17 protein-coding genes and 4 pseudogenes are annotated in these 22,409 nt (G+C 72.6%); 10 read left to right on the forward strand and 11 right to left on the reverse strand.

Annotation, left to right across the window (positions count from 1 at the left end; all coding sequences use genetic code 11):
* The first annotated feature begins 144 nt into the window (after positions 1-144).
* The 3 genes from LNW71_RS01530 to LNW71_RS01540 all read left to right on the forward strand — a co-directional run bounded on the left by LNW71_RS01530 (position 145) and on the right by LNW71_RS01540 (position 3,487).
* Positions 145-1,944 carry a long-chain fatty acid--CoA ligase gene (locus LNW71_RS01530; protein WP_250966555.1) on the forward strand — a complete coding sequence of 600 codons (1,800 nt, stop codon included), beginning with the start codon at positions 145-147 and terminating at the stop codon, positions 1,942-1,944.
* A 145-nt stretch (positions 1,945-2,089) separates the two neighbouring features.
* Positions 2,090-2,926 carry an aldo/keto reductase gene (locus LNW71_RS01535; RefSeq protein ID WP_250966556.1) on the forward strand — a complete coding sequence of 279 codons (837 nt, stop codon included), beginning with the start codon at positions 2,090-2,092 and terminating at the stop codon, positions 2,924-2,926.
* An 84-nt stretch (positions 2,927-3,010) separates the two neighbouring features.
* Entirely contained in the window at positions 3,011-3,487 is a 477-nt protein-coding gene (locus LNW71_RS01540) for an RICIN domain-containing protein (protein ID WP_250966557.1), read from the forward strand.
* Positions 3,488-3,498: 11 nt separating this feature from the next.
* On the opposite strand, the gene LNW71_RS01545 is transcribed toward LNW71_RS01540, so the two are convergent.
* Complete coding sequence (locus tag LNW71_RS01545; RefSeq protein WP_250966558.1) at positions 3,499-4,407, reverse strand: class I SAM-dependent methyltransferase; 909 nt, start codon at positions 4,405-4,407, stop codon at positions 3,499-3,501.
* Positions 4,408-4,427: 20 nt separating this feature from the next.
* Complete coding sequence (locus tag LNW71_RS01550; protein ID WP_250966559.1) at positions 4,428-5,396, reverse strand: AraC family transcriptional regulator; 969 nt, start codon at positions 5,394-5,396, stop codon at positions 4,428-4,430.
* An 81-nt stretch (positions 5,397-5,477) separates the two neighbouring features.
* Between LNW71_RS01550 and LNW71_RS01555 the strand changes: the two genes are divergently transcribed.
* Positions 5,478-6,344 carry an NmrA family transcriptional regulator gene (locus LNW71_RS01555; RefSeq protein WP_250966560.1) on the forward strand — a complete coding sequence of 289 codons (867 nt, stop codon included), beginning with the start codon at positions 5,478-5,480 and terminating at the stop codon, positions 6,342-6,344.
* A 67-nt stretch (positions 6,345-6,411) separates the two neighbouring features.
* On the opposite strand, the gene LNW71_RS01560 is transcribed toward LNW71_RS01555, so the two are convergent.
* Positions 6,412-7,170, reverse strand: a complete 759-nt coding sequence (locus LNW71_RS01560) for a class I SAM-dependent methyltransferase (RefSeq protein ID WP_250966561.1) — start codon at positions 7,168-7,170, stop codon at positions 6,412-6,414.
* Between the two features lie 140 nt (positions 7,171-7,310).
* On the reverse strand, positions 7,311-7,616 hold the full coding sequence (locus LNW71_RS01565; protein ID WP_250966562.1) for a 4a-hydroxytetrahydrobiopterin dehydratase: 306 nt from the start codon (positions 7,614-7,616) through the stop codon (positions 7,311-7,313).
* A 63-nt stretch (positions 7,617-7,679) separates the two neighbouring features.
* Here LNW71_RS01565 and LNW71_RS01570 point away from each other — a divergent pair, with 63 nt between their 5' ends.
* Positions 7,680-8,501, forward strand: a complete 822-nt coding sequence (locus tag LNW71_RS01570; RefSeq protein WP_250966563.1) for a helix-turn-helix transcriptional regulator — start codon at positions 7,680-7,682, stop codon at positions 8,499-8,501.
* A gap of 91 nt (positions 8,502-8,592) precedes the next feature.
* On the opposite strand, the gene ligA is transcribed toward LNW71_RS01570, so the two are convergent.
* Positions 8,593-10,698, reverse strand: a complete 2,106-nt coding sequence (ligA, locus tag LNW71_RS01575; protein ID WP_250966564.1) for an NAD-dependent DNA ligase LigA — start codon at positions 10,696-10,698, stop codon at positions 8,593-8,595.
* 256 nt (positions 10,699-10,954) lie between these two features.
* On the opposite strand from ligA, the gene LNW71_RS01580 reads away from it, so the two are divergent.
* Positions 10,955-12,007, forward strand: a complete 1,053-nt coding sequence (locus LNW71_RS01580) for a LacI family DNA-binding transcriptional regulator (RefSeq protein ID WP_250966565.1) — start codon at positions 10,955-10,957, stop codon at positions 12,005-12,007.
* A 24-nt stretch (positions 12,008-12,031) separates the two neighbouring features.
* On the opposite strand, the pseudogene LNW71_RS01585 reads toward LNW71_RS01580, so the two are convergent.
* The 5 genes and pseudogenes from LNW71_RS01585 to LNW71_RS01605 form a co-directional block, all read right to left on the reverse strand.
* Positions 12,032-14,088, reverse strand: a pseudogene (locus LNW71_RS01585) (alkaline phosphatase family protein).
* 151 nt (positions 14,089-14,239) lie between these two features.
* Positions 14,240-14,643: pseudogene (locus tag LNW71_RS01590) on the reverse strand (hypothetical protein).
* Positions 14,644-14,787: 144 nt separating this feature from the next.
* Positions 14,788-16,231, reverse strand: a pseudogene (locus LNW71_RS01595) (gamma-aminobutyraldehyde dehydrogenase).
* 70 nt (positions 16,232-16,301) lie between these two features.
* Positions 16,302-16,709 (reverse strand): nuclear transport factor 2 family protein, encoded by a 408-nt coding sequence (locus tag LNW71_RS01600; protein ID WP_250966566.1) that lies wholly within the window; start codon positions 16,707-16,709, stop codon positions 16,302-16,304.
* A gap of 48 nt (positions 16,710-16,757) precedes the next feature.
* Positions 16,758-18,293, reverse strand: a complete 1,536-nt coding sequence (locus LNW71_RS01605; protein ID WP_250966567.1) for a cytosine permease — start codon at positions 18,291-18,293, stop codon at positions 16,758-16,760.
* Positions 18,294-18,405: 112 nt separating this feature from the next.
* Here LNW71_RS01605 and LNW71_RS01610 point away from each other — a divergent pair, with 112 nt between their 5' ends.
* The 4 genes and pseudogenes from LNW71_RS01610 to LNW71_RS01625 all read left to right on the forward strand — a co-directional run bounded on the left by LNW71_RS01610 (position 18,406) and on the right by LNW71_RS01625 (position 21,350).
* Positions 18,406-19,287 (forward strand): PucR family transcriptional regulator ligand-binding domain-containing protein, encoded by an 882-nt coding sequence (locus LNW71_RS01610; RefSeq protein ID WP_250966568.1) that lies wholly within the window; start codon positions 18,406-18,408, stop codon positions 19,285-19,287.
* Positions 19,221-19,856, forward strand: coding sequence for a PucR family transcriptional regulator (locus LNW71_RS36345; protein WP_250966569.1), 636 nt, complete (start codon positions 19,221-19,223; stop codon positions 19,854-19,856). Before LNW71_RS01610 ends, LNW71_RS36345 begins: the two co-directional genes overlap by 67 nt.
* 86 nt (positions 19,857-19,942) lie before the next feature.
* Positions 19,943-20,725, forward strand: coding sequence for an MBL fold metallo-hydrolase (locus LNW71_RS01620; RefSeq protein ID WP_250966570.1), 783 nt, complete (start codon positions 19,943-19,945; stop codon positions 20,723-20,725).
* A pseudogene (locus tag LNW71_RS01625) lies at positions 20,725-21,350 on the forward strand (DedA family protein). The gene LNW71_RS01620 and the pseudogene LNW71_RS01625 overlap by 1 nt, the downstream one beginning before the upstream one ends.
* Here the strand turns inward: LNW71_RS01625 and LNW71_RS01630 are convergent.
* A complete protein-coding gene (locus tag LNW71_RS01630) occupies positions 21,340-22,404 on the reverse strand; it encodes an MBL fold metallo-hydrolase (protein WP_250966571.1) in 1,065 nt (354 codons plus the stop codon). The pseudogene LNW71_RS01625 and the gene LNW71_RS01630 overlap by 11 nt on opposite strands.
* Positions 22,405-22,409 lie beyond the last annotated feature (5 nt).

Consider the following 22,409-nt stretch of genomic DNA (forward strand, 5'->3'; position numbering starts at 1 on the left):
GGATTTCAGCCCCTGACCAGTGCAGATGCCACACGGTACGGACGGCTTCGGGCCCTCCCGCCGTGGCGCCCGGTGGGGTAGCGTCACGGCGCTGTGCGGAGCGCCACAAGGAGCAGGTCATTGCGCGAGTTCACTGTCCCACCCATGGCGGCCGCGCCCCACGTAGGCGGGCTCGCGGATGTCGTTTTCGACTATGCCGAGGAAGATCCGTACCGGATCGCGCTCGGCCGCAAGGACGCGCGCGGACGCTGGCTCGATGTCACCGCGGCGACGTTCCGTGACGAGGTGCTCGCCCTGGCCAAGGGGCTGATCGCGCACGGGGTGCGGTTCGGCGACCGGGTCGCCCTGATGTCGCGCACCCGCTACGAGTGGACCCTCTTCGACTTCGCCCTGTGGGCGGTCGGTGCGCAGTCCGTCCCGGTCTATCCGACGTCCTCGGCCGAGCAGGTCCTGTGGATGCTGCACGACGCCGAGGTCTCTGCGGTGATGGTCGAGCACGAGGACCATGCGATGACGATCGCGTCGGTGATCGACCAGCTGCCGCAGCTGAAGCGGCTTTGGCAGCTGGACGCCGACGCGGTGAGCGAGCTGGTCGAGGCGGGCACCCAGGTCGAGGACGAGGTGGTGCACCGGCACCGGCGTGCCGTGACGCCCGACTCGGTGGCGACCGTCATCTACACCTCGGGCACCACGGGCCGGCCCAAGGGCTGTGTGATCACGCACGCCAACTTCATGTTCGAGACGGACACGATGGCCTCGCGCTGGGAGTCGGTCTTCCACTCCCGGCCGGGCGACGAGGCCTCGACCCTGCTCTTCCTGCCGCTGGCGCACGTCTTCGGGCGGATGGTGGAGGTCACCGCGATCCGCGGCCGGGTGAAGCTGGGCCACCAGCCGGAACTGTCGGCGAAGGCGCTGATGCCGGACCTGGTGTCCTTCCGCCCCACGTTCATCCTGGCGGTGCCGTACATCTTCGAGAAGGTCTTCAACGGGGCCCGCCGCAAAGCCGAGGCCGACGGCAAGATCGGGCCGTTCGACAAGGCCGTGGACATCGCGGTGAAGTACGCCGAGGCGATGGAGGCACGGGCCTTCGGGACCGGTCCCGGCCCGTCCGCCGGGCTGCGGATGCAGCACCAGTTCTTCGAGAAGGTCGTGTACAAGAAGGTGCGCGAGGCCATGGGCGGCCGGATCCGGCACGCCATGTCCGGCGGCTCGGGGATGGAGCGGCAGCTCGGGCTGTTCTTCGCGGGCGCCGGCGTCACGGTGTACGAGGGGTACGGACTGACCGAGTCGACCGCCGCGGCCACCGCGAATCCGCCGGAGCGTACCCGGTACGGCACGGTCGGCCAGCCGATCCCCGGTACCACGGTGCACATCGCGGACGACGGCGAGATCTGGGTGTACGGAGCCAACGTCTTCTCCGGGTACCTGGGCGACCCGAAGTCCACCGACGCGGTGCTGAACGACGGCTGGCTGTCCACCGGGGACCTGGGGGCGCTCGACGAGGACGGCTATCTGACGATCACCGGCCGGAAGAAGGAGATCCTCGTGACGTCCGGCGGCAAGAGCGTCTCGCCGGCCGGCCTGGAGGAGCGCGTACGGGCGCATCCGCTGGTGGCGCAGTGCATCGTGGTCGGCAACGACCGGCCGTACATCGCGGCGCTCGTCACGGTGGACCAGGAGGCCGTTGAGCACTGGCTCGCCATGCAGGGACGTCAGCCGATGTCGCCGGGCGACCTGGTGCGGGACCCGGATCTGGAGATGGAGGTCCGGCGTGCGGTGGTGGCCGCGAACACGGCCGTGTCGCAGGCCGAGTCGATCCGGACGTTCCGGATCCTGGCACATCAGTTCACCGAGGAGCACGGTCTGCTGACACCGTCGCTGAAGCTGAAGCGCAAGGCGATCGAGACCGCGTACGCGTCCGAGGTGGACGCGCTGTACCGCTGAGCCGTCGGACTCGGCGGGAGTGCCGCACCTGCCGGTCCCGTCGGGGGTACCGTTCCGGGGAAATCGGTCCGCGGACGGGAATGTGCGGGCCGTCTTGATCGTTCACACTTGGAGTCCCACCCCCCAACGTTAGGATCGACCGCTCGTGAGCCAGGTCCCCTCCCTCACCCTCAACAACGGCGTCGAGATGCCCCAGCTCGGTTTCGGAGTCTGGCAGGTGCCGGACGACGAGGCCGCGAAGGCGGTCACCACAGCCATCGAGTCCGGGTACCGGAGCATCGACACCGCCGCGATCTACGGCAACGAGGAGGGCACCGGCAAGGCCATCGCCGCCTCCGGTGTCGCCCGCGAAGAGCTCTTCGTGACCACGAAGCTGTGGAATTCGGAACAGGGTTACGACTCGACGCTGCGCGCCTTCGACGCCTCGCTGGACAAGCTGGGTCTCGACTACGTCGATCTGTACCTGATCCACTGGCCGGTTCCGGCCAAGGACGCGTACGTGGACACCTACCGCGCGTTCGAGAAGATCCACGCCGACGGCCGCGCGAAGTCCATCGGTGTCTCGAACTTCCTCCCCGAGCACCTGGAACGCCTGCTCGGTGAGACCTCCGTGGTGCCCGTGCTCAACCAGATCGAGCTGCACCCGCAGCTCCAGCAGGCCGAGTCGCGCGCACTGCACACCGAGCTCGGCATCGCGACCGAGGCCTGGTCGCCGCTGGGGTCCGGCAAGGGCCTCCTGGAGGTCCCGACCGTCGTCGCCGTCGCGCGCAAGCACGGCCGCACGCCGGCCCAGGCGGTGCTCCGCTGGCACCTGCAGACCGGCAACGTCGTGATCCCCAAGTCCGTGACCCCGTCGCGGATCGCGGAGAACATCGACATCTTCGGCTTCGAGCTGGACGACGACGACCTGGCCGCGTTCGCGGCGCTGGACGAGGGCAAGCGCCTGGGCTCGCACCCGGGTGAGTTCAACCTCGGCGCCTGAGGCCTGCGTTCCGCCTCGATCCACCCGTAACCGCCGTCCGGCCCCTGGCCGGGCGGCGGTTCGCCGTACCGAAGGGACCGGAACATGACCGGGGACAGCGCACCCGTCGTCGGCGCGGGGCCGTACCTGCTGCGCAATGTCGGCAGCGGGCTGGTCCTGGAGGTGCGCGACGCCGCGAAGGGCGGCGGCGCACCTGTGCAGCAGAACGAGGAGAACGGGACGGCCGCCCAGCACTGGGAGTTCGCCCCGGTCCACGAGGGCGCCGCCCTCCACCACGTGGTCAACGCGCACAGCGGCAAACGCCTGGACGTGCGGGGCGCCTCCACGGAGAACGGCGCGGTGGTCCAGCAGTGGCGGGCCAACAACTTCGGCGCCCAGGAGTGGCTGATCGAGCAGCATCTGGAGGCGCCGGGCACGGTCACCCTGGTCAGCTTCGTGAGCGGCCTGGTCCTCGAGGTCGCCGACGGCAGCGAGGCGAAGGGGGCGTCCGTCCAGCAGTGGGAGGACACCGACTCCCCCGGCCAGTGGTGGCGGCTGGAGCCGGTGTCCGGCACCGGGTAGCGCGCCCGCGCTCAGGCCCGTCGGCCCAGGTGGACCGTGCGGGCCATCAGCAGGTGGACATCGGGGCGGTGGTGCAGTCCGGCCGGGTCCTGCGGGTCGAGCAGCCGGTCGAGTGCGGCGAGGTCATCGGCGGTGACCTCGCCGCTGAGCATCTCGCGCCAGCGGCCGAATTCGGCGATGACATGGGCCCGTGCCACGTCCGTGAGCGGTGCCGGCAGGTCGAGCAGGAAGCTGCGGGTGCCCTGCGGGGTGAGGCCCACCGCGGTGAACAGCGCGGCCCAGTCCTCGGTCTCCCGCTTCGCGTCGGGCAGGTCCGCACGCATCTGCTCGAAGGCGGCGGACTGGACCGCGTCGAGGCGGTCCTCCAGGCCGGGCCGGCCGAAGCCGATGTCGCGCGGGAGCCGGCGCGGCTTCAGCCCGCCCTCGACGAGTGCGACGGTGCCGCCCGGGCGCAGCAGGCCGGCGAATCCGGCCAGCGCGGCGCGCTGGTCGCCCATGTGGTGCAGGGCGTTGCCCGCCCAGATCAGGTCCGCCCGGGGCACCTTTGCGAGCTCCCCGGGGAGGTCGGCGTGCAGGGTGGTGACCCGGTCGCCGGTCCCGAGCCGCTGCGCGCGGTTGCGGGCGCGCTCCAGCAGGGCCGGGGTGCCGTCCACCGCGACGACCTCCGCCTGTGGGAACACCTCGGCGAGCAGGCAGGAGATCACGCCCGGCCCGCTGCCGATGTCCAGCACCCGGCGGACCTTCGGGGCGGTGGGCAGCCCGGCGATCCAGCGGGCCGCCTCGGTGTACTGCGCGCTGCTGAGTTCCGCGTTCTGCTCAAGGACCGGTCCCATGACCTCCCAGTCGAGGTCGCCGGTGCCTCGGTGGTGCCCGTGTTCGCCGCTGTCGTGGTGGTGACCGTGGCCGGTGTCGTGGTTCATGGACACACCCTCACCGCAGCTCAGCTGTCGGGCAAACTTTGTTGCCGTTCCGGCAAGGCCCGGGTCCGGTAGTCCTGCGGGCCCACCCCACGGACCCGCTTGAAGGCGGTGCTGAAGGCGAACGCCTGGCTGTAGCCGACCTTCCGGGCCACCGCCTCCACGGTCGCGTCCGTCTCCCGCAGCAGGTCCGCCGCCATGGCGAGGCGCCAGCCGGTCAGGTACGCCATCGGGGGCTCCCCCACCAGTTCGGTGAAGCGCCGGGCGAGCCCTGCCCGGGAGACCCCGGTCCGGCCGGCCAGCGCCGCGACCGTCCAGGGGTGGGCCGGCTCGTTCTGGAGGAGTCGCAGCGCCTGTCCGACGACCGGGTCGCCCATGGCGCGGTACCAGGCCGGGGCCTTGGCCCCGGGCCGGGAGAACCAGGTGCGCAACGCATCGATCAGCAGCAGGTCGAGCAGCCGGTCCAGCACCACGCTCTGTCCGGGCTCGTCCCTGGCGATCTCGCCGTCGAGCAGTGTCAGCAGCGGGCTGCTCCGGCCGTCGGCGGGCAGGAGAAGCAGTGGGGGCAGCGCGTCGAGGAGCCGTCTGCTGATCTCGCCGTCCAGCAGATAGGTGCCGACGAGCATGGTGGCCGCGCCGTCGGGGGCGTTTCCCCAGGTGCGCACCCCCAACTGCATGGACCGGGACAGCGGTTCGCCGCGCAGAGTGGTGCAGGTGCCGCCCGGACCGATCCGCGTCCGCGGTGCGGTGCCCGGCAGGTCGGCGACGGTGTACGGCTCCGGGCCGCGCGCGATGGCCAGGTCACCGGGGCGCAGCAGTACGGGTTCGCCGGCCGCGGTGGGCACGATCCAGGCCTCGCCCGCGGTCATGGACATCAGGCAGAGCGGGGCCCGGTCCTCGATCCGTACGGACCAGGGCGGTTCCATCACCATCCGCAGCAGGAAGGCGCCCCTGGCCCGGGGCCCGTCCAGAAGTCCGGCAAGTGCGTCCATGCGCAGCAGCGTAGACGCACGCGTAGGGAGCTGAGCGGCTCGCGGATGGAGCGGGCGGGGCTGTGCGGCGAGCCTGGGGACATGACACAGAACACGGAGACGCAGAAGCAGGAGAACCGCGGGGCGCGCCCGGTGCTGGTGACGAGCGGCACCGGCAAGACGGGCCGCCGGGTGGTGGATCGCCTCGCGGCGCGGGGGGTGCCGGTGCGGGCGGGATCGCGGCGCGGCGAGGTGCCCTTCGACTGGGCGGACGAGTCGGGGTGGCAGGCCGCGCTGCGCGGTGCGGATGCGGCGTACGTCGCGTACTACCCCGATCTGGCCGCGCCCGGCGCCCCGGAGGCGATGGCGGCCTTCGGGCGGATCGCGCGGGAGTGCGGAGTGCGGCGGCTGGTGCTGCTGTCGGGACGGGGCGAACCGCAGGCGGTCGTCGCGGAGGAGGCGCTGCGCGCGTCGGCCGGGGAGGCCGAACTCACGGTCGTGCGTTCGGCGTTCTTCGCGCAGAACTTCAGCGAGGGCGCCCTGCTGGACGGGGTGCTGGGCGGCGAGGTGGTGTTCCCGGCCGGTGGGACCGCCGAGCCGTTCGTCGATGCCGGTGACCACGCCGATGTCGTGGTCGCGGCCCTCTGCGGGGACGGTGGCGCGGGCACGGTGCACGATCTCACCGGCCCCCGGCTGCTGACCTTCGCCGAGGCGGCCGCGGAGATCACCCGGGCGGCCGGGCGCGAGGTGCGCCATGCCGCGGTGACGGGCCCTCAGTACGCGGCGATGCTGGAGCGGTACGGGGTGCCGGCGGCCGAAGCGGGCTTCCTGGCAGACCTGTTCACGACGCTGCTGGACGGGCACAACGCGACGGTGACGGAGGGCGTCAAGCAGGCCCTGGGCCGCGACCCGAAGGCGTTCGCCGCCTTCGCCGCCGAGGCCGCGCAGGGCGGCGCCTGGGACGCGTAGCGCGAGGCGCGGCGGGGGACGGACGCGACGGGCGCGCTTCGCACGTCCCACCCGCCGCTCCAGGGCGTCACTCGCCGGCCGGGCCCGGCCGGCGGCGGAACGCCAGCAGCCGGTACGCGGGCTCCGCGCGCCGCCTGTCCTGTGCGGGAAGCGCCGCCAGGACCGCCACGAGCCGTTCGGTCGCGGTCCCCGGCAGTTCCAGCCGCGAGGCGTAGTAGCCGCGGCGCAGACTGCCCACCACGAGCTTCGGCGTCCGGCCCTGTCCGTGCCCGCGGAACACGGCGCTGCCCACCACGTCGAGGCCGGACTCGGCCCCGTACCCGACGACCAGGTCCGTCGCGTCGGCGGGCGCGGGCGCCAGATAGGGGGCGAACGCCTCGTCGATGTCGCTGCCGACGTCGTGCGAGGCGTCCTTGTCGACGGTGGTGACGAAGACGCCGCCGGGCCGCAGCACCCGCGCCGCCTCGGCCACCACGGCTCGCACGTCGCCCGTCCCGCGCAGCAGGTGCAGCAGCCAGACGGCCGTTACCGCGTCGACCGCCCGGTCGCGCAGCGGCAGCCGGCGTGCGTCGGCGAGCACCACGGCACCGATGCGCTGCCGGGCGACCCCGGCCATGCCGCGGGCGGCGTCGGAGCCGAGCACCCGCAGACCGGGGCGCCCGGCCACGATCCGCTCGGTGACCATTCCGGTGCCGCAGCCGATGTCCAGCAGAGTGCGGGCGCCGGGCGGGACCAGGCCGAGAACCGCACCGGCGGCGGCCTCGGCCCGGGGCAGGCCACCGCGCGTGGCGTCGTAGACGGCCGCTTCTTCGTTGTAGTCCAGCATCCGAGCGACTTTAGAACACCGTGCGGACAGGTCGCGGCACGAGCGCGGGACCCGGATACCCCGGCGACCGCCGGGGGCGAGCCGGGCCCGCAACCGCGGCGGCAGGCCGGGAAGTTGGCCGGTGCGCGGGGTGGCCCCCGTTACTCCGCCCCGTGCCCCGGAGCGACGGCCGCCACCCTGGCGGCCAGGGCCAGGTCCTTCTCGGTGACCTTCCCGCCCGCGTCGTGGGAGTTCACGGAGAGCGCGACGGTGTTGTAGCCGAGCGTCAGGTCGGAGTGGTGGTTCAGCTCGTCCTGGATCCGGGCCACATGGACGGTGAAGGCGGCGGCGGCGAAGTGCGACGGGAACCGGTACGTGCAGGTGATCCGGTCCCCCTCCGTGGTCCAGCCGGGCAGCTCGCGCAACCCGTCCTCGATCTCGTTCTGCGGCAGCGGTGCGGCGGGCATGGGGCGGCTCCCTCACTGGCGGTCAGTACCGGTCGGCAGTGCCGGTGACGTTACGGTCTGGGTATGACAACTGTCGCGCTTGACACGGGGGTAGGGCCGCTGCTGCGCAGCTGGCGGGAGCGGCGCCGGATCAGCCAGCTGGAACTGGCACTGCGGGCCGACTCCTCGGCCCGGCACATCTCCTTCATCGAGACGGGGCGGTCCCGCCCCAGCGAGGACATGGTCCTGCGGCTCGCCGAGCACCTCGACGTCCCCGTACGGGAGCGCAACGCACTGCTGGTCGTCGCCGGTTACGCCCCGCGCTACACGGAGACCGCGCTCGACGACCCCGCGATGGAGGCCCTGCGCGAGGGCGTGGACCGCCTGCTGGAGGGGTACGACCCGTATCCGGCGTTCGTCGTCGACGGCCTGTACACCGTGGTGGCGGCCAACCAGGGGATGGCCCGGCTGCTGACCGGGGTGGCCGCGCACCTGCTCGCCCCGCCGGTGAACGCGATGCGGCTCACGCTGCACCCGGAGGGGCTGGCCCCGCGGATCCGCAATCTGCGGGAGTGGCGGGCCGATCTGCTGGCGCAGATGGAGCGTCAGATCGCGCTGGTCCGTTCGGCGGAGCTGCGTGAGCTGTACGAGGAGGTCGCGGGCTACCCCGTCGTGGCGGACGGCGACGGGCAGGATTGGGCCGGCCCCTCGACGTCGGTGCCCTTCGCGCTGCCCCTGCTGATCGAACACGACGGGCAACTGCTCTCCTTCGTCGCGTCCATCGCGACGTTCAACACACCGATGGACGTGACAGTGGCGGAGCTCGCCATCGAGACGCTCCTGCCGGCCGACCGGTCCACCGCCACGTATCTGCGGTCCCTCACGGCACCGGACCCCGCTCCCTGATCCGGCCTGATCCGGCGGAGGGACCCCAGGGGCCCCGGGTGCCGGCGGAAGGCCGCCGCCGGACCCGCCCGGGCATCCGGCGGCGGTCCGGTCACACCTCGGACGGCAGGAACTCCCCGATCAGTTCGGCGAACTCCTCCGGGGCGGCGATCCGGACACCCAGGTCCTCCGCCCTGCTGCGCTTGGCCCCGGCCTTCTCGCCGGCCACCAGCAGCGTGGTGCGCTTGGAGACGCTGGAGGAGGACTTCCCGCCGGCCCGCTCGATCAGTTCGTTCATCTGATTGCGCGAGAGCTTCTCCAGCGCGCCCGTCATGGCGCCGGTGACCACCACGGTCATCCCGGCCAGCGGCCGCCCGTCCTCGTTCGCACTGTCCGCAGCGGCCTCGGCGCTCTCCTCGCCCGGCTCCGGCGGCGGTGTCGCGCCAGGTTCCGTCATGCTGACCCCGGCGGCCACCAGCTTCTCGATCAGCGGGGCCAGCTCCGCGAGATCGGCGACGACACCCGCCGCCTTCTCCTTGCCGATGCCGTCGACGCGCTGGAGGGACTCGATGTCGGCGGCTCTGATCCGGTCCATGTCAGCGAAGTACCGCGCGATCCGCCGCGACATGGAGCGCCCGGTGCCACGCACGCCCAGGGCGCAGAACACCCGGGAGAGCGGCTGGGTCCGTGCGGCGTCGATCGCGGCCAGCAGGTTGTCCGTACTGGTCTCGCCCATCCGCTCCAGTGCGAGCAGCTGCCCGCGCTCCAGCGTGAACAGGTCCGCGAAGTCGGCGACCAGACCGGCGTCGACGAGCTGGACGACGCGGGTCGCGCCGAGGCCCTCGATGTCCAGCTGGTCGCGCCCCGCCGCGTACGAGATGGAGGCGACCAGGCGGCAGTTGCGGCCCCGGACGCAGCGCCAGCGCTGCTCGCTCGTGTCGATCTCGGAACCGCACTGCGGGCAGGTCTCGGGGAAGACGACCGGCTGTTCGTCACCCGTGCGCAGATGGGCGACGGGGGCCTCGATGCGGGGGATGATGTCACCCGCCTTGTAGACCATCACGTGGTCGCCCAGACGCAGATCGCGGCGCGTGATGTCGGCCGGGTTGTGCAGCGTGGCGTAGCTGACGGTCGATCCGTCGATCTCCACCGGTTCCAGCACCGCACGCGGCGCGATGATGCCGGTCCGGCCCACGTTCCACTCGACGGCGAGCAGCCGGGTGACCTTCTCGACGGCCGGCAGTTTGTACGCGATGGCCCAGCGGGGCGCCCGGGTGCCGGAGCCGGCGTCGCGCTGGTCGGCGGCCAGGTCCGCCTTGATCACGATGCCGTCGATCCCGAAGGGCAACGAGGCCCGCAGCGCGGCGACTTCCTCGACCCGCTGCTGGACCTCCTCGACCGTGGTGACGGTACGCGGGGCCACGTCGGTGTCCGCCGCGGTGTGCACGCCGAGACCCGCCGCGTATCCGAGGACCTCGCTGTGCGGCAGCTCGGCCAGGGTGGCGGTCAGCTCGCCGGAGTCGGGCAGGGCCAGCGCGCCGTACGCGAAGAACGTCATCTCCACCCGGTAGGGGCGGTCCTTGGCTCGCAGGGTGCCCGCCGCGCCGTTGCGCGCGTTGGCGAAGGGGGCGCCGCCGTGCTCGGTGCGGACCGTGTTGGCCTGCTCGAACTGCTCGGTCGTCATCAGGATCTCGCCGCGCATCTCGATCGTGACCGGCTCGGCGAGCTGCGCGGGAAGTCCGAGGACCGTGCCGATCGCATGCGAGACGTCCTCGCCCGCGGTGCCGTCGCCGCGGGTGATCAGCTGCTCCAGCCGGCCGCCCCGGTAACGTGCCGCGACCGCGAGCCCGTCGAGCTTCGGCTCCACGCTCCAGGCGGTGACCGGCCTGCCGATCCGGCGCTCCACCGAGGCGGTCCAGGTGGCGAACTGCTCGGCCGAGAAGACGTTGTCCAGCGAGAGCATCGGCACGGTGTGTGGCACGTCCCCGACCGCCGCGCCGCCCGCCACCTTGCCGGTCGGCGAATCGGCCAGCACGTCCTGCGGATGCGACTCCTCGTACGCGGCGATCCCGCGCGCCAGCCGGTCGTACGCATCGTCGTCGAGCGTGCTCTCGCCCGTGGCGTAGTACGCGGCGGCGGCCTGCGACGCCTCTTCGACCGCAACGGCGTAGGCAGCGGCATCGGCGAGCACAACAGCTGAGTTCGTCATGCCCTCCATCCTGCCGTCCACCACTGACAACGCCCCGGACCGAGGTACGGCCACCGCTCCGAGGACTCCGAGACCGAGGCCGGAACCAGGCCCGATGCCAAGCGGCTCGCCACCGCCCTGGTTTCCGCCCGCAAGGACGAACTCGCCGCGCTCGACCGGCTTCCGGCCCCGCCCGGGGTGACGCCGGCTGATGCGCCGGCCCGCGTACTCCCCAGGGCTGCGCACGCGTTTCCGGACCGGTCGTACCACCCGGTATAAAGACTGCATGACTGCCGAAGCACCGCTGCCCGCACGGCCCGCCACCTTGGAGGACGTGGCCGGTGTGGCGGGCGTGTCACGGGCCACCGTGTCCCGGGTGATCAACGGTGCGACGACCGTGGACCCGGCGCTGCGGCGGATGGTCGAAGAGGCCGTCGACGCCACCGGGTACGTGCCCAACCGTGCGGCCCGCTCGCTGGTGACCCGGCGCACCGACTCGGTCGCGCTGGTCGTCTCGGAGCGGGAGCGCCGCCCGGTCTCCGAGCCCTTCGTCGGCCGGATGTTCTCCGACCCGTACTTCGGGCGGGTGGTCAGCGGGCTGCTGGAGGTCCTGCGCCCGGCGGGCATCCAGCTGGTGCTTATGCTGGCCGACGACCAGGCGTCCCGCGACCAGTTGCTCTCCTATCTGCGCCACGGCCATGTCGACGGGGTGGTGCTCATCTCCTCGCACGCGGACGACCCGCTCCCTGGGCTGCTGCACGACACCCGGCTGCCCGCCGTGCTCGCGGGGCAGCCACGCCGGCCCACTCCGCTCACCTACGTCGAGGCCGACCAGCGGGCGGGCGCTCAGCTGGCCGCCGACCACCTGGCCTCGCTGGGCCGCCGGCGGATCGGCACGGTGTCGGGTCCGCAGGACATGCCGGCCGGCCAGGCGCGGCTGACGGGTTTCCTGGACGCGCTCGCGCTGCACGGCATCCGGGACGTGGCGGCCGCCGAGGGCGACTTCACGCATGCGGGCGGCGCGGCGGCGATGAAGCGGCTGCTGGGCGAGCGTCCGGACCTGGACGCGGTGTTCATCGCCTCCGACCTGATGGCGCTGGGCGCGCTCCCGGTGCTGCTGCGGGCCGGCAAGGACGTTCCCGAGGACGTCGCGCTCGTCGGGTTCGACGACAGCAGTGCGGCCCTGGCCTGCGATCCGCCGCTGACGACGGTCCGCCAGCCGGTGGAGGAGATGTCCGCGGAGATGGCGCAGCTGTTGCTGAAGCAGATCGGCAAGCCGGGTGTGCCGGTGCCGTCGGTGATCTTCCATCCGACGCTCGTCGTACGGCAGTCGGCCTGACGCCGCCGCGGTGATCCGGGGCGGTCAGCCCCGCGCGCCGGTGCCCGGGCCCTCCCGCCCCACCGGTACCTGCGGCCCGGAGACGTCGCGCAGCCAGCGTCGAAGGACCCGGTGCACCGCCTCCGCGCCGACCAGTTCGGCGGCCCGCTCCTGCCCCTCGCCGGCGGCGGCGTCGAGCGGGTCGGTCATTTCGCGCGGCCAGAGCAGGAAGGGCCGCGACTGCTCGCCGCCGAGGCCCCCGTGCGAGCCGGTCTGCTCCTCGAAGGCGTGCACCGTGCCGGTCTCCGGGTCGTACATCGAGTTGACCATCACATCGGCCACGTGCGGGAAGGTGTCGGTGCGCCGGACCGCGGCCGCCGCGCCCGGTCCGAAGGGGGCCAGCGGCCCGTGGCCGTCCCGCAGTTCCGCCACGGGGATCCGGGTGCCGCCGCGCGCCAGCACGAGGGAACCCTGGCTCTCGCTGCTGACCAGCAGGAAGCCGATGCCGGGGTGGTTGGCGAGGGTGCTCAGCAGAGCGGGATGGCGGCGGTCGAGCTGTTCCAGCGTGGCGCGTCCCCGGATGTCCGGGAAGGAGATCAGGCCGAGGTTGCCGGAGGCGAGCACGACCGGGTCGGAGGGTTTCGCCACCGGTTCCTTCTGCCCCTCGGTGACCGGCCGGTGGAGCGCGATCCGTACCGCGTCACGCGCCTCGGAGCCGCTGCGGGTGCGCTGCGCCCTGCGCGGCACCGGCAGTCCGCTGCCCGCCCGCACCAGATCCTTCAGCGTCAGCCCGTACGCACCTGCGAAGGTCTCCCCGGTGCTCTGCCCGTGGTCGGAAAGCAGCACGATCCGGTAGGTGTACGGGGTGGCCTCGGCGACCTTGACGATCAGGGCGAGCGAGCGGTCCAGCCGGGCGAGGACCTTCTTCGCGTCCCGGCTGCGCGGCCCCGAGTGGTGCGCCACCTCGTCGTAGGCGACCAGGTCGGCGTAGACCGCGGTCCGTCCGGCGAACATGTCCCGATGACGGCGGCGACCACCACGTCGCGCTCGACGACGGTCGCGAAGGCCCGGATGAAGGGGTAGAGCCCGCCGCGCTTGATCCGGGGCGTCTCCTTGCGGACGCGGGCCCGGGTGGACTGGCCGACCTCCCGGCCGGCCTCGGCGACGAACGACAGCGCGGTACGGACGGCGTTGGCCGGGTCGGAGAAGTACGCGAAGTAGCCGGCGCGGGAGCGTCGTCCCTTGCCCCGCCGGGCGGCCATCGACAGGACGAGGGCGAGCTGGTCGGCGCCACCGCTGAAGAGGTTGCCGCGACTCGCCCCGTCGAGGGTGAGCAGTCCGCCGTCGTGGGTGCGCACGACGGCCCGGCGCTGCAGTTCCAGGGCGCTCGCCGGTCTGCTGGAGACCATGACGTCGCCGGTCTCCTTCTCGTACCAGCGGAAGGCCGGCACGTCGTGGTTGCTGCCGTGCAGGATGCCGAGCTGGCTGGCGCCGGTCTGGCTGGACCAGTCGGTGCGCCAAGGGGTGAGCCGGTGGCCGGCCCCGTCGGCCAGCCAGTGCGCGACGGTCGGCATCAGGCCCTCGGCGGCGGCCTGCACGAGGACGTCGTGGCCGACTCCGTCGAGCTGGATGAAGACGGTGCCGGGCGGACCGTCCGCGTCCTCGCCCGTACCGCTGCGCCGGCGCCGCCGGACGGCGAGGCGCGCGAGCCGGCGGCGGTAGGCGTTGTCGTCACGGACGGCGAGCGCGGTGGAGGTGGCGGAGGCGACGGCGGACATCACGGCTGCGACGACGACCGCCGTCTCCGGGTCGGCGGCGCCGCGCCCGTCCGGGATGAGCCGCAGTGCGATCAGCAGCAGCGAGCCGTTGAGGAAGAAGACCAGCATCCCGAGGACCAGGGCCGGCACGATGAGCAGGGCCCTCACCAGCACGGGCCAGACCAGTGCGGAGAGCAGGCCGAACGCGCCCGCGCCCCATGCCGCGGTGAACGCGGTCTTGGTGACGGTGTCGCCGTCGTCCGACTGGAGCTGGAAGTCCGGCAGGATCCCGGCGAGCGCCAGCATCGTCAGCGTCGAGACCGCCCACACCGCGATCACGCGCATCAGGGCGCTGCCGGCTGTACGCCATCGCCCGTCACCCACGCCGCTGCCACCTCATGTCCGGGCCCTGCCGTTCCTGGGCTCCAGCTTTTCACAGCGCGGCGGCGGGCCCGCCGAGAGCCTCCGGCCTGATCCGAACGTAAGACCCTGGTGGTCAGCAGCCGTCGTAGCCGGCGGTCGGCATGGAGAGCCTGCGGTGCACGCCGGCTTTCGTCCGGGCACTGTAGAGGGTTCGTCGAGACCGGCGATCTCCAGGCGCACGCCGCGCCGCTCGCACTCCTGGACGAACTGCGGGACCGAGGCGACGGCCCGCGCGAGCACCCGGTCATTGGGGGCGACGAAGAGCTCGACCTCGCCCGCCTCGATGTCCGCCCAGAGCGCGTGGTGGTCGCAGCGCAGTCCGTACAGGCGCAGCTGCCGGGTGATGACGTAGCCCTTGTCGGCGGCCCAGCGGGCACACATGTCGTGCTGGCTGCGGGTGTCGACGAGGAACGGATCGCTGTCGAGTTCCTCCAGCGGCGTGAGACTGGCGATGGCCGCCACCCGTACGTCCCCCATGGCCGTTCCCCCCGTGCTAGGCGTTCACCGACCCTACTCCCCCGATTCCCGCACAAGAAGGCGCAAGTCAGGGCGGGAAGGGGCGCACGGGCGCAGGTGCGCCGCCTGCCCGCGAGGGGCGGGCGGCGCACCTGCCGGTGGCGGTCAGCCGTCGAGCGAGGTCATGACGTGCTTGATCCGGGTGTAGTCCTCGAAGCCGTAGGCGGAGAGGTCCTTGCCGTAGCCGGACTTCTTGAATCCGCCGTGCGGCATCTCGGCGACGAGTGCCATGTGGGTGTTGATCCACACGCAGCCGAAGTCGAGGTTCCTGGACATCCGCATGGCGCGGGCGTGGTCCTTGGTCCACACCGAGGAGGCCAGGGCGTAGTCGACGCCGTTGGCGTACGCGACGGCCTGGGCCTCGTCCGTGAACGACTGGACGGTCATCACCGGCCCGAAGACCTCGTGCTGGATGATCTCGTCGTCCTGCTCCAGGCCGGAGACGACGGTCGGGGCGTAGAAGTAGCCCTTGTCACCGACCCGGTGGCCGCCCGCCTCGACCTTGGCGTGCCCGGGGAGCCGCTCGATGAAGCCGGTGACCTGCGCGAGCTGCCCGGCGTTGTTGAGCGGGCCGTAGAGCACGTCCTCGTCGTCCGGCTGCCCGGTCTTCGTGTCGGCGGCGGCCTTGGCGAGCGCGGTGACGAACTCGTCGTGGACGGACTCGTGGACCAGCACGCGGGTCGCGGCCGTGCAGTCCTGCCCGGCGTTGAAGAAGCCGCCGACGATCAGGTCCTCGACCGCCTTCGCCAGATCCGCGTCCTCGAAGACGACGGCGGGCGCCTTGCCGCCGAGCTCCAGGTGGACCCGCTTGACGTCCTTGGCCGCGCTCTCGGCGACCTGGATGCCGGCGCGGACCGAACCGGTGATGGAGGCCATCGCCGGGGTCGGGTGCTCCACCATCAGACGGCCGGTCTCCCGGTCGCCGCACACGACGTTGAAGATCCCGCGCGGCAGCTCCAGGGACTCCAGGACGCCGCCGATGATCTCGGCGATCAGGCGGTGGAGGCCGGGGTGGTGTCGGACGGCTTGAGGACCACGGCGTTGCCGGCAGCGAGCGCCGGCGCGAACTTCCAGACCGCCATCAGCAGGGGTAGTTCCACGGGGCGACCTGGGCGCAGACCCCGACCGGCTCACGGCGGATGATCGAGGTCAGCCCGTCCATGTACTCGCCGGCCGAGCGCCCCTCCAGCAGCCGTGCGGCGCCCGCGAAGAAGCGGACCTGGTCGATGGCGGGTGCCAGCTCCTCGCTGCGCGTGAGGTGCAGCGGCTTGCCGGTGTCGCGGCTCTCGGCGGCCACCAGCTCGTCGGCGCGTGCCTCCATCGCGTCCGCGATCCTCAGCAGGGCCAGCTGGCGCACGGCGGGGGTGGTGTCGCGCCAGACGGGGAAGGCGGCAGCGGCGGCAGCCATCGCGGCGTCGACGTCGGCCGCGCCGGACAGCGGGGACGTCGCGTAGATCTCGCCGGTGGCCGGGTCCACGACATCGAGCGTGCGGCCGTCGGAGGCATCCGCGGAGACACCGTCGATGAAGTTGCGGAACGTGAGGGTCATACGGGAAAACCGGTCTCTCTCGTGGTCGGGCGGTATGGCGGGCCTGAGCCCGGAGAAGTCGCCGTGCGGATCAGCCGGCGGTACGGGCGGACAGGTGCTCGTGGACGGCGGGCCAGCTGCCGTCGTCGGCGCGGGCGAAGACGATCGTCTCCCGCTCGTGGACGGTCTGGCGGCCCGCGCGGGTGGAGATCGTGGTCTCCACGTCGTGGCTGAGGACTGCGGTGGAGCCGAAGTGCTGGATCAGCTGCCCGGTCGAGGTGCAGCCGAGGATGCGGAAGTCGTCCTGGTCGACCCATTCCTGCCACAGCGCGCGGTACTCGGCCCTCGAGCCGAGCCGCCGCGGGGTGGAGTGGAAGACGAAGGTCGCGTCGGGGGCGAAGGCGCCGAAGTAGTCGTCGAGGCGGCCCTCGGCGAAGGCGGCGACGAGCGCGTCGGCGGCGGCCCGGATCTGCTCGGTGTCCCGGTCGGGCGTACTCATGCGCTGCTCCTGGATGCGGTTGCGATGGGGGGCTTGGCAGGGCCCTGGTCAGACCGCCGAGGCCGGTTCGGCTGCGGGCTTCTCGTCGGCGCCGCTGATCGCCGGGACCGGGGTGTCCGAGGCCCGGACGAACCGGGGGCCGTCCGGTCCGTACACCGCGCGCGGTTCGGGGAACACGCTCAGCAGGACGAGGTAGAGCACTGCCGCGAGTGAGAGGCCGACCGGCAGCGAGATGTCCGTGCCGTTCGCGAGGTCGCCGAGCGGGCCGACGAACTGGCCGGGCAGATTGGTGAAGAGGAGTGCCACCGCGGCGGAGAGCAGCCAGGTGGACAGGCCGCGCCAGTTCCAGCCGTGGTTGAACCAGTAGCGGCCACCGGTCTGGCGGCGGTTGAAGACCTGCAGGGCGTCCGCGTCGTACCAGCCGCGCCGGGTCAGGTAGCCCAGGGCCATCACGATCATCCACGGGGCGGTGCAGGTGATGATCAGTGTGGCGAACGTGGAGATGGACTGCGCCAGGTTGAGCGCGAACCGGCCGACGAAGATGAACGCGATCGACAGCGCGCCGATGAAGAACGTCGACTGCACGCGGCTGAAGCGGGTGAACACGCTGGAGACGTCAAGGCCGGTGCCGTACAGCGCGGTCGTGCCGGTGGAGAGGCCGCCGATCAGGGCGATCAGGCAGAGCGGCAGGAAGTACCAGCCGGGCGAGACGGCGAGCAGTCCGCCGACGTAGTTGGGGGCGGCCGGGTCGACGTACTTCGCGGCCTTCGTGGCGATGATCGACGCGGTGGCGAGGCCGAAGACGAAGGGCAGCAGCGTGGCGAGCTGGGCGAGGAACGCCGCGCCCATGACGCGGCGGCGCGGGGTGTCGGCCGGGATGTAGCGGGACCAGTCGCCGAGGAAGGCACCGAACGAGACGGGGTTGGACAGCACGATCAGCGCCGCGCCGACGAAGGACGGCCAGAACAGCGGGTCGGCGGTCGAGGCGAAGCTGCCCGCGTATCCGGCGTCGAAGTCTCCGGCGAAGGCGAAGGCGCCGAGGACGAACAGCGCCGAGGCCGCCACCACCGCGATCTTGTTGACCAGCAGCATGAAGCGGAAGCCGTAGACGCAGACCACGAGGACGAGCCCGGCGAAGATCGCGTAGGCGATGCCGTACGAGAGGTCGGACTCGGGGACGTCCGCGAGCCGGTGCGCGCCGCCCACCAGTGCGTCACCTGACGACCACACCGAGATCGAGAAGAACGCGACGGCGGTGAGCAGCGAGAGGAACGAGCCGACGACGCGGCCGTGCACGCCGAGGTGCGCGGAGGAGGAGACGGCGTTGTTGGTGCCGTTGCGCGGACCGAACAGCGACATGGGCGCGAGCAGCAGCGCTCCGGCGACGAGTCCCAGGACGGTCGCGGCGAGGCCCTGCCAGAAGGAGAGGCCGAACAGGATCGGGAAGGCGCCCAGCACGCAGGTCGCGAAGGTGTTGGCGCCGCCGAAGGCGAGCCGGAAGAGGTCGACCGGCCGCGCGGTGCGGTCCGCGTCGGGAATCCGCTCCACACCATTGGTCTCGACTTCGGTGATCGAGGTCGTCACGGGCGCTCCACCTGCTGTTCCTGCTGTTCGTGCGCGGGGACTGGCTCCTCAGTCTGTGGGCCCCGGCCACGGTGGGCAATTGTGAAAGTCACAGAGGGATACCCTGATTTCTGTGGCTGACAACAAACTCACCGTCGAGGATCTGCTCTCCTTCCCCGCCCTCCAGCTCACCGTGAAGGCGGGTCGCGGCGGCCTCGGCCGGTCCGTCTCCTGGGCGCACGCGAGCGAACTCGCCGATCCGACGCCCTGGCTGCTCGGCGCCGAGGTGATCATGACGGCGGGTCTTGCGGTGCCCCGTTCCGCCGCCGGTCAGCGGGCCTATCTGGAGCGGCTGGACGACGCCGGCGTCTCGGGGCTTGCGCTGTCGGCGCAGCTGCACATGCCGCCGCTGCACGACGCGTTCTTCCGGGCGGCCGAGGAGCGGGGCTTCCCGGTTCTGGAGGTGCCGCTCGCGGTGCCCTTCATCGCCGTCTCGCAGGAGGTGGCCGCCTCGGTGCAGGAGGATGCCAGGCACCGGCTCGGGGCCCAGTTGCAGGTCTTCGGTTCGCTGCGGTGGCTGGTCGCGGAGGATCTGGACACGCCCACGCTGCTGCGGCGGCTGGAGCGCCTGTCCGGGTACGACGTCTATCTCTGCACTCCGCAGGGGCGCCCGCTGCTGCCCGGGGTGCCGGCCCCGGAGCCCGGGGTGCTGCCCGCCTCCGCGGACGCGCCGCCGACCATTCCCGGCGGATTCGTGCTCCCGGTGCCGGCCCCCGGCGGGCCGGCGGGTTCCTGGTGGCGTACGAGCGCGAGGGCGCCCAGCCCGCGGGGCTCGCGGTCGTCCAGCACATCGCCACGGTGGCGGCGCTGCGGGTCGCGATGGTGCGCAACGAGCGCGAGACGCTGCGGCGCGAGGGTGCGGAGACGCTGGCCGAGCTGTTGCAGGAGGTGCTCGACCCGGAGTCGGCCAGGCGCAGGCTGGCGCGGCACGCGATCGAGGGCGACACCGTGCTGATCGTGGTCCGCCGCGCCACGGACGAGGCGCTGCTGCGCTGCCTGCAGGACCATCCGCACCTGCTGCTGACCTGGGGCGAGGACCGCTATGTGCTCGGTTCGCCGGTACTGGCCGGGGAGATCGGCGGGCTGCCGGACGCGGCGGCCGGGATGAGCCGGCCGTTCCTGCCGGGCGCCGCGCTGCGGGTCGCGCAGCGGGAGGCGCTGTGGGCGGTGTCCAAGGCCGTCGAGTCCGGCCGGCCCGTGGTCCGCTACGGCGACGACTCGACGGGCCGCTGGCTGCCCGACGACCCCGCGGTGCTGACGGCGCTGGTCGAGCACGTGCTCGGCGAGGTGCTGCGGTACGACGCCGCCCACGAGTCGCAGCTGCTGGTCTCGGTCCGCACCTGGATGGAGCGTGACCGCCGTACGGAGACGGCGGCTGCCGCGCTGCACATCCACCCGAACACCCTCGCCTACCGGCTGCGCCGCTTCGGTGCGCTGGCCGACCGCGATCTCGCCTCGACGGGCGCGCTGGCGGAGGTCTGGCTGGCCATTCAGGCCGCGGGCACTCTGGGTCTCACGGACTGAGGGGAACGACTGCCCGTAGGCTCTTCGACGGGGAAGGCGAACGGGCGGGACCGTAACGGGCGGGGACGACGGACAGGAGGCGGCACGTGACGGTGGAGATCACCTGGTGGGGTCATGCCACCTGCACGATCGAGGACTCCGGGGTCCGGGTGCTGACCGACCCCCTCTTCGTACGCCGCTTCGCGCATCTGCGCCGCCGCCGCGGCGAGCTGCCCGGCCCGTCGGCCGCCGTCGCCGATGTCGTCCTCATCTCCCATCTGCACTCCGACCATCTGCATCTGCCGTCGCTGGCCCGCATCGCCCCGGGCGGCCGGCTGATCGTGCCGCTGGGGGCGGTGCGGGCGGTCCCGGGACTGCGGCTGCTGCGCAGGCTGCGCGGTCTGCGGATCACCGAGGTCGCGGCCGGCGACGAGGTCCGGGTGGGCGAGGTGCTGATCCGGGCCGTTCCGGCGCTGCACGACGGCCGGCGCCTGCCGGTGGGCCCGCACCGCTCGCCCGCCCTCGGCTACGTCGTGGAGGGCGAGGCGCGCACCTACTTCGCCGGGGACACCGGGCTGTTCGACGACATGGCCCGGGCGGTCGGTCCGGTGGACGTGGCCCTGCTGCCGGTCGGCGGCTGGGGCCCGTATCTCGGTGACAGCCACCTCGACGCGGGGCGCGCCGCCGAGGCGCTGGTCCGGCTGGCACCGCGCTCGGCCGTGCCGGTGCACTACGGCACGTACTGGCCGATCGGCATGGACGGGGTCCGGCCCCACGAGTTCCACTCGCCCGGTGACGAGTTCGTCCGCCGGGCTGCCCTGGTGGCACCTCAGGTGGCCGTGCACCGGCTGGAGCACGGTGAGCACGTGCGGCCGGAGGCCGCCGGGTGATCCTGGAGTTCTTCGGGCAGACGGTACAGCTGCCCCCGGAGTCGACGCAGCAGGCGGCCGGCTATCCGTCCCTGTTCCTGCTGGTGGCGCTGGGCGCCCTGGTGCCGGTGGTGCCGACGGGTGCGCTGGTGAGCTCGGCGGCCGTGGTGGCGTTCCATCAGTCGTCGCCGTTCGCCATGCTGGTGGTCTTCCTGACCGCGTCGTCCGCCGCGTTCCTCGGGACATATGCCTGTACTGGCTGGGGCAGCGCGGAGTGCGGTCGAAGAACGGCTCCAAGTGGCTGCGGGCGATCAGCGACCGGGCGGCGCCGGAGCGGCTCGCGCAGGCGCAGCAGAAGCTGGACGAGCACGGCGCGATGGTGCTGGTGCTGTCCCGGCTGGTGCCGGCGGGTCGGATCCCGGTGATGCTGGCGTGTCTGCTGGGCCGGATGCCGATGCGGCGGTTCGCCCACGGCGATGTGCCGGCCTGTCTGGCGTGGGCCGCCACGTATCAGCTGATCGGCATTCTGGGCGGCTCCCTCTTCCCCGAGCCGTGGCAGGGCGTCGTCGCCGCGGTCGGCCTGACGCTGCTGATCAGCGGGGCGCCCGCGGTGTGGCGCCGGCTGCGGGCGGGGTTCAGCCGCTGACCGGCCGGGGTTCGCTCGTGGTGTCGAGCATCCGGGAGCCGCCGATCGGCAGGTCCCAGAGCCGCTCGCGCGGGTGTCCGGCCCGTTCCCAGGCGGTGCGCAGCCGGTCGAGCGGTTCGAGTACGGGCTCGGCGGAGAGCAGGAAGGTCGCCCAGTGCATCGGCGCCATCGCGTGGGCGCCGAGGTCCTCGTACGCCCGTACGGCCTCCTCCGGGTCGGTGTGCACGTCACCGAGCCACCAACGCGGTTCGTACGCCCCGATCGGCAACAGGGCGAGGTCGATGCCGGGGTGGCGGCGGCCGATCTCGGTGAACCAGTGGCCGTACCCGGAGTCCCCCGCGAAGTAGATCCGCTGTCCCGGGCCGGGTCCCTTGATGTCCTCGATCACCCAGCCGCCCCACAGGGAGCGGCAGGTGTCGGTGAGGGTGCGCCTGGACCAGTGATGGGCGGGCACGAAGTCGAAGCGGACGCCGTCCAGCTCCGCCGATTCCCACCAGTCGAGTTCGGTGACGCAGCCGAATCCCCGCCGGCGGCACCACTGGCCGAGGCCGGCGGGGACGAACAGCGGGGTGTGCCGGGGCAGTCTGCGCAGGGTGGGGGCGTCGAGGTGGTCGTAGTGGTTGTGGCTGATGACGACGGCGTCGACGGCCGGCAGATCCTCCCAGCGGACCCCGACGGGGGTGATCCTGGCCGGGGTGCCGAGGATGCGGCGGGACCAGACGGGGTCGGCGAGCACGGTCAGGCCGCCGGTGCGGATGATCCAGCTGGCGTGCCCGGCCCAGGTGACGGAGGTGGTTCCGGCGGGAGCGGCGGGCAGCGGCCCGGGGGCGTACGGCAGCCGGTGGATGCCGCGCATTCCCTCCGCGTTGGGCCGGATGGAGTGCTCACGGGCCAGCCGGGACATGCCCAGCACGCCGGGCAGGGGGGCGGTGAGCCGGTCGGCGAAACTCGCCGGCCAGGTCCGCACCTCGCCGAGCGGGCGCGGTGCCACGACCTCGCCGCAGGTCACGCGGTGCGCGGCCTGGGCGAGGGAGCGCTCGGTCTGTTCCGTCATCGAGG

Source organism: Streptomyces sp. RKAG290 (assembly GCF_023701695.1).
In the GTDB taxonomy this organism is placed as follows: domain Bacteria; phylum Actinomycetota; class Actinomycetes; order Streptomycetales; family Streptomycetaceae; genus Streptomyces.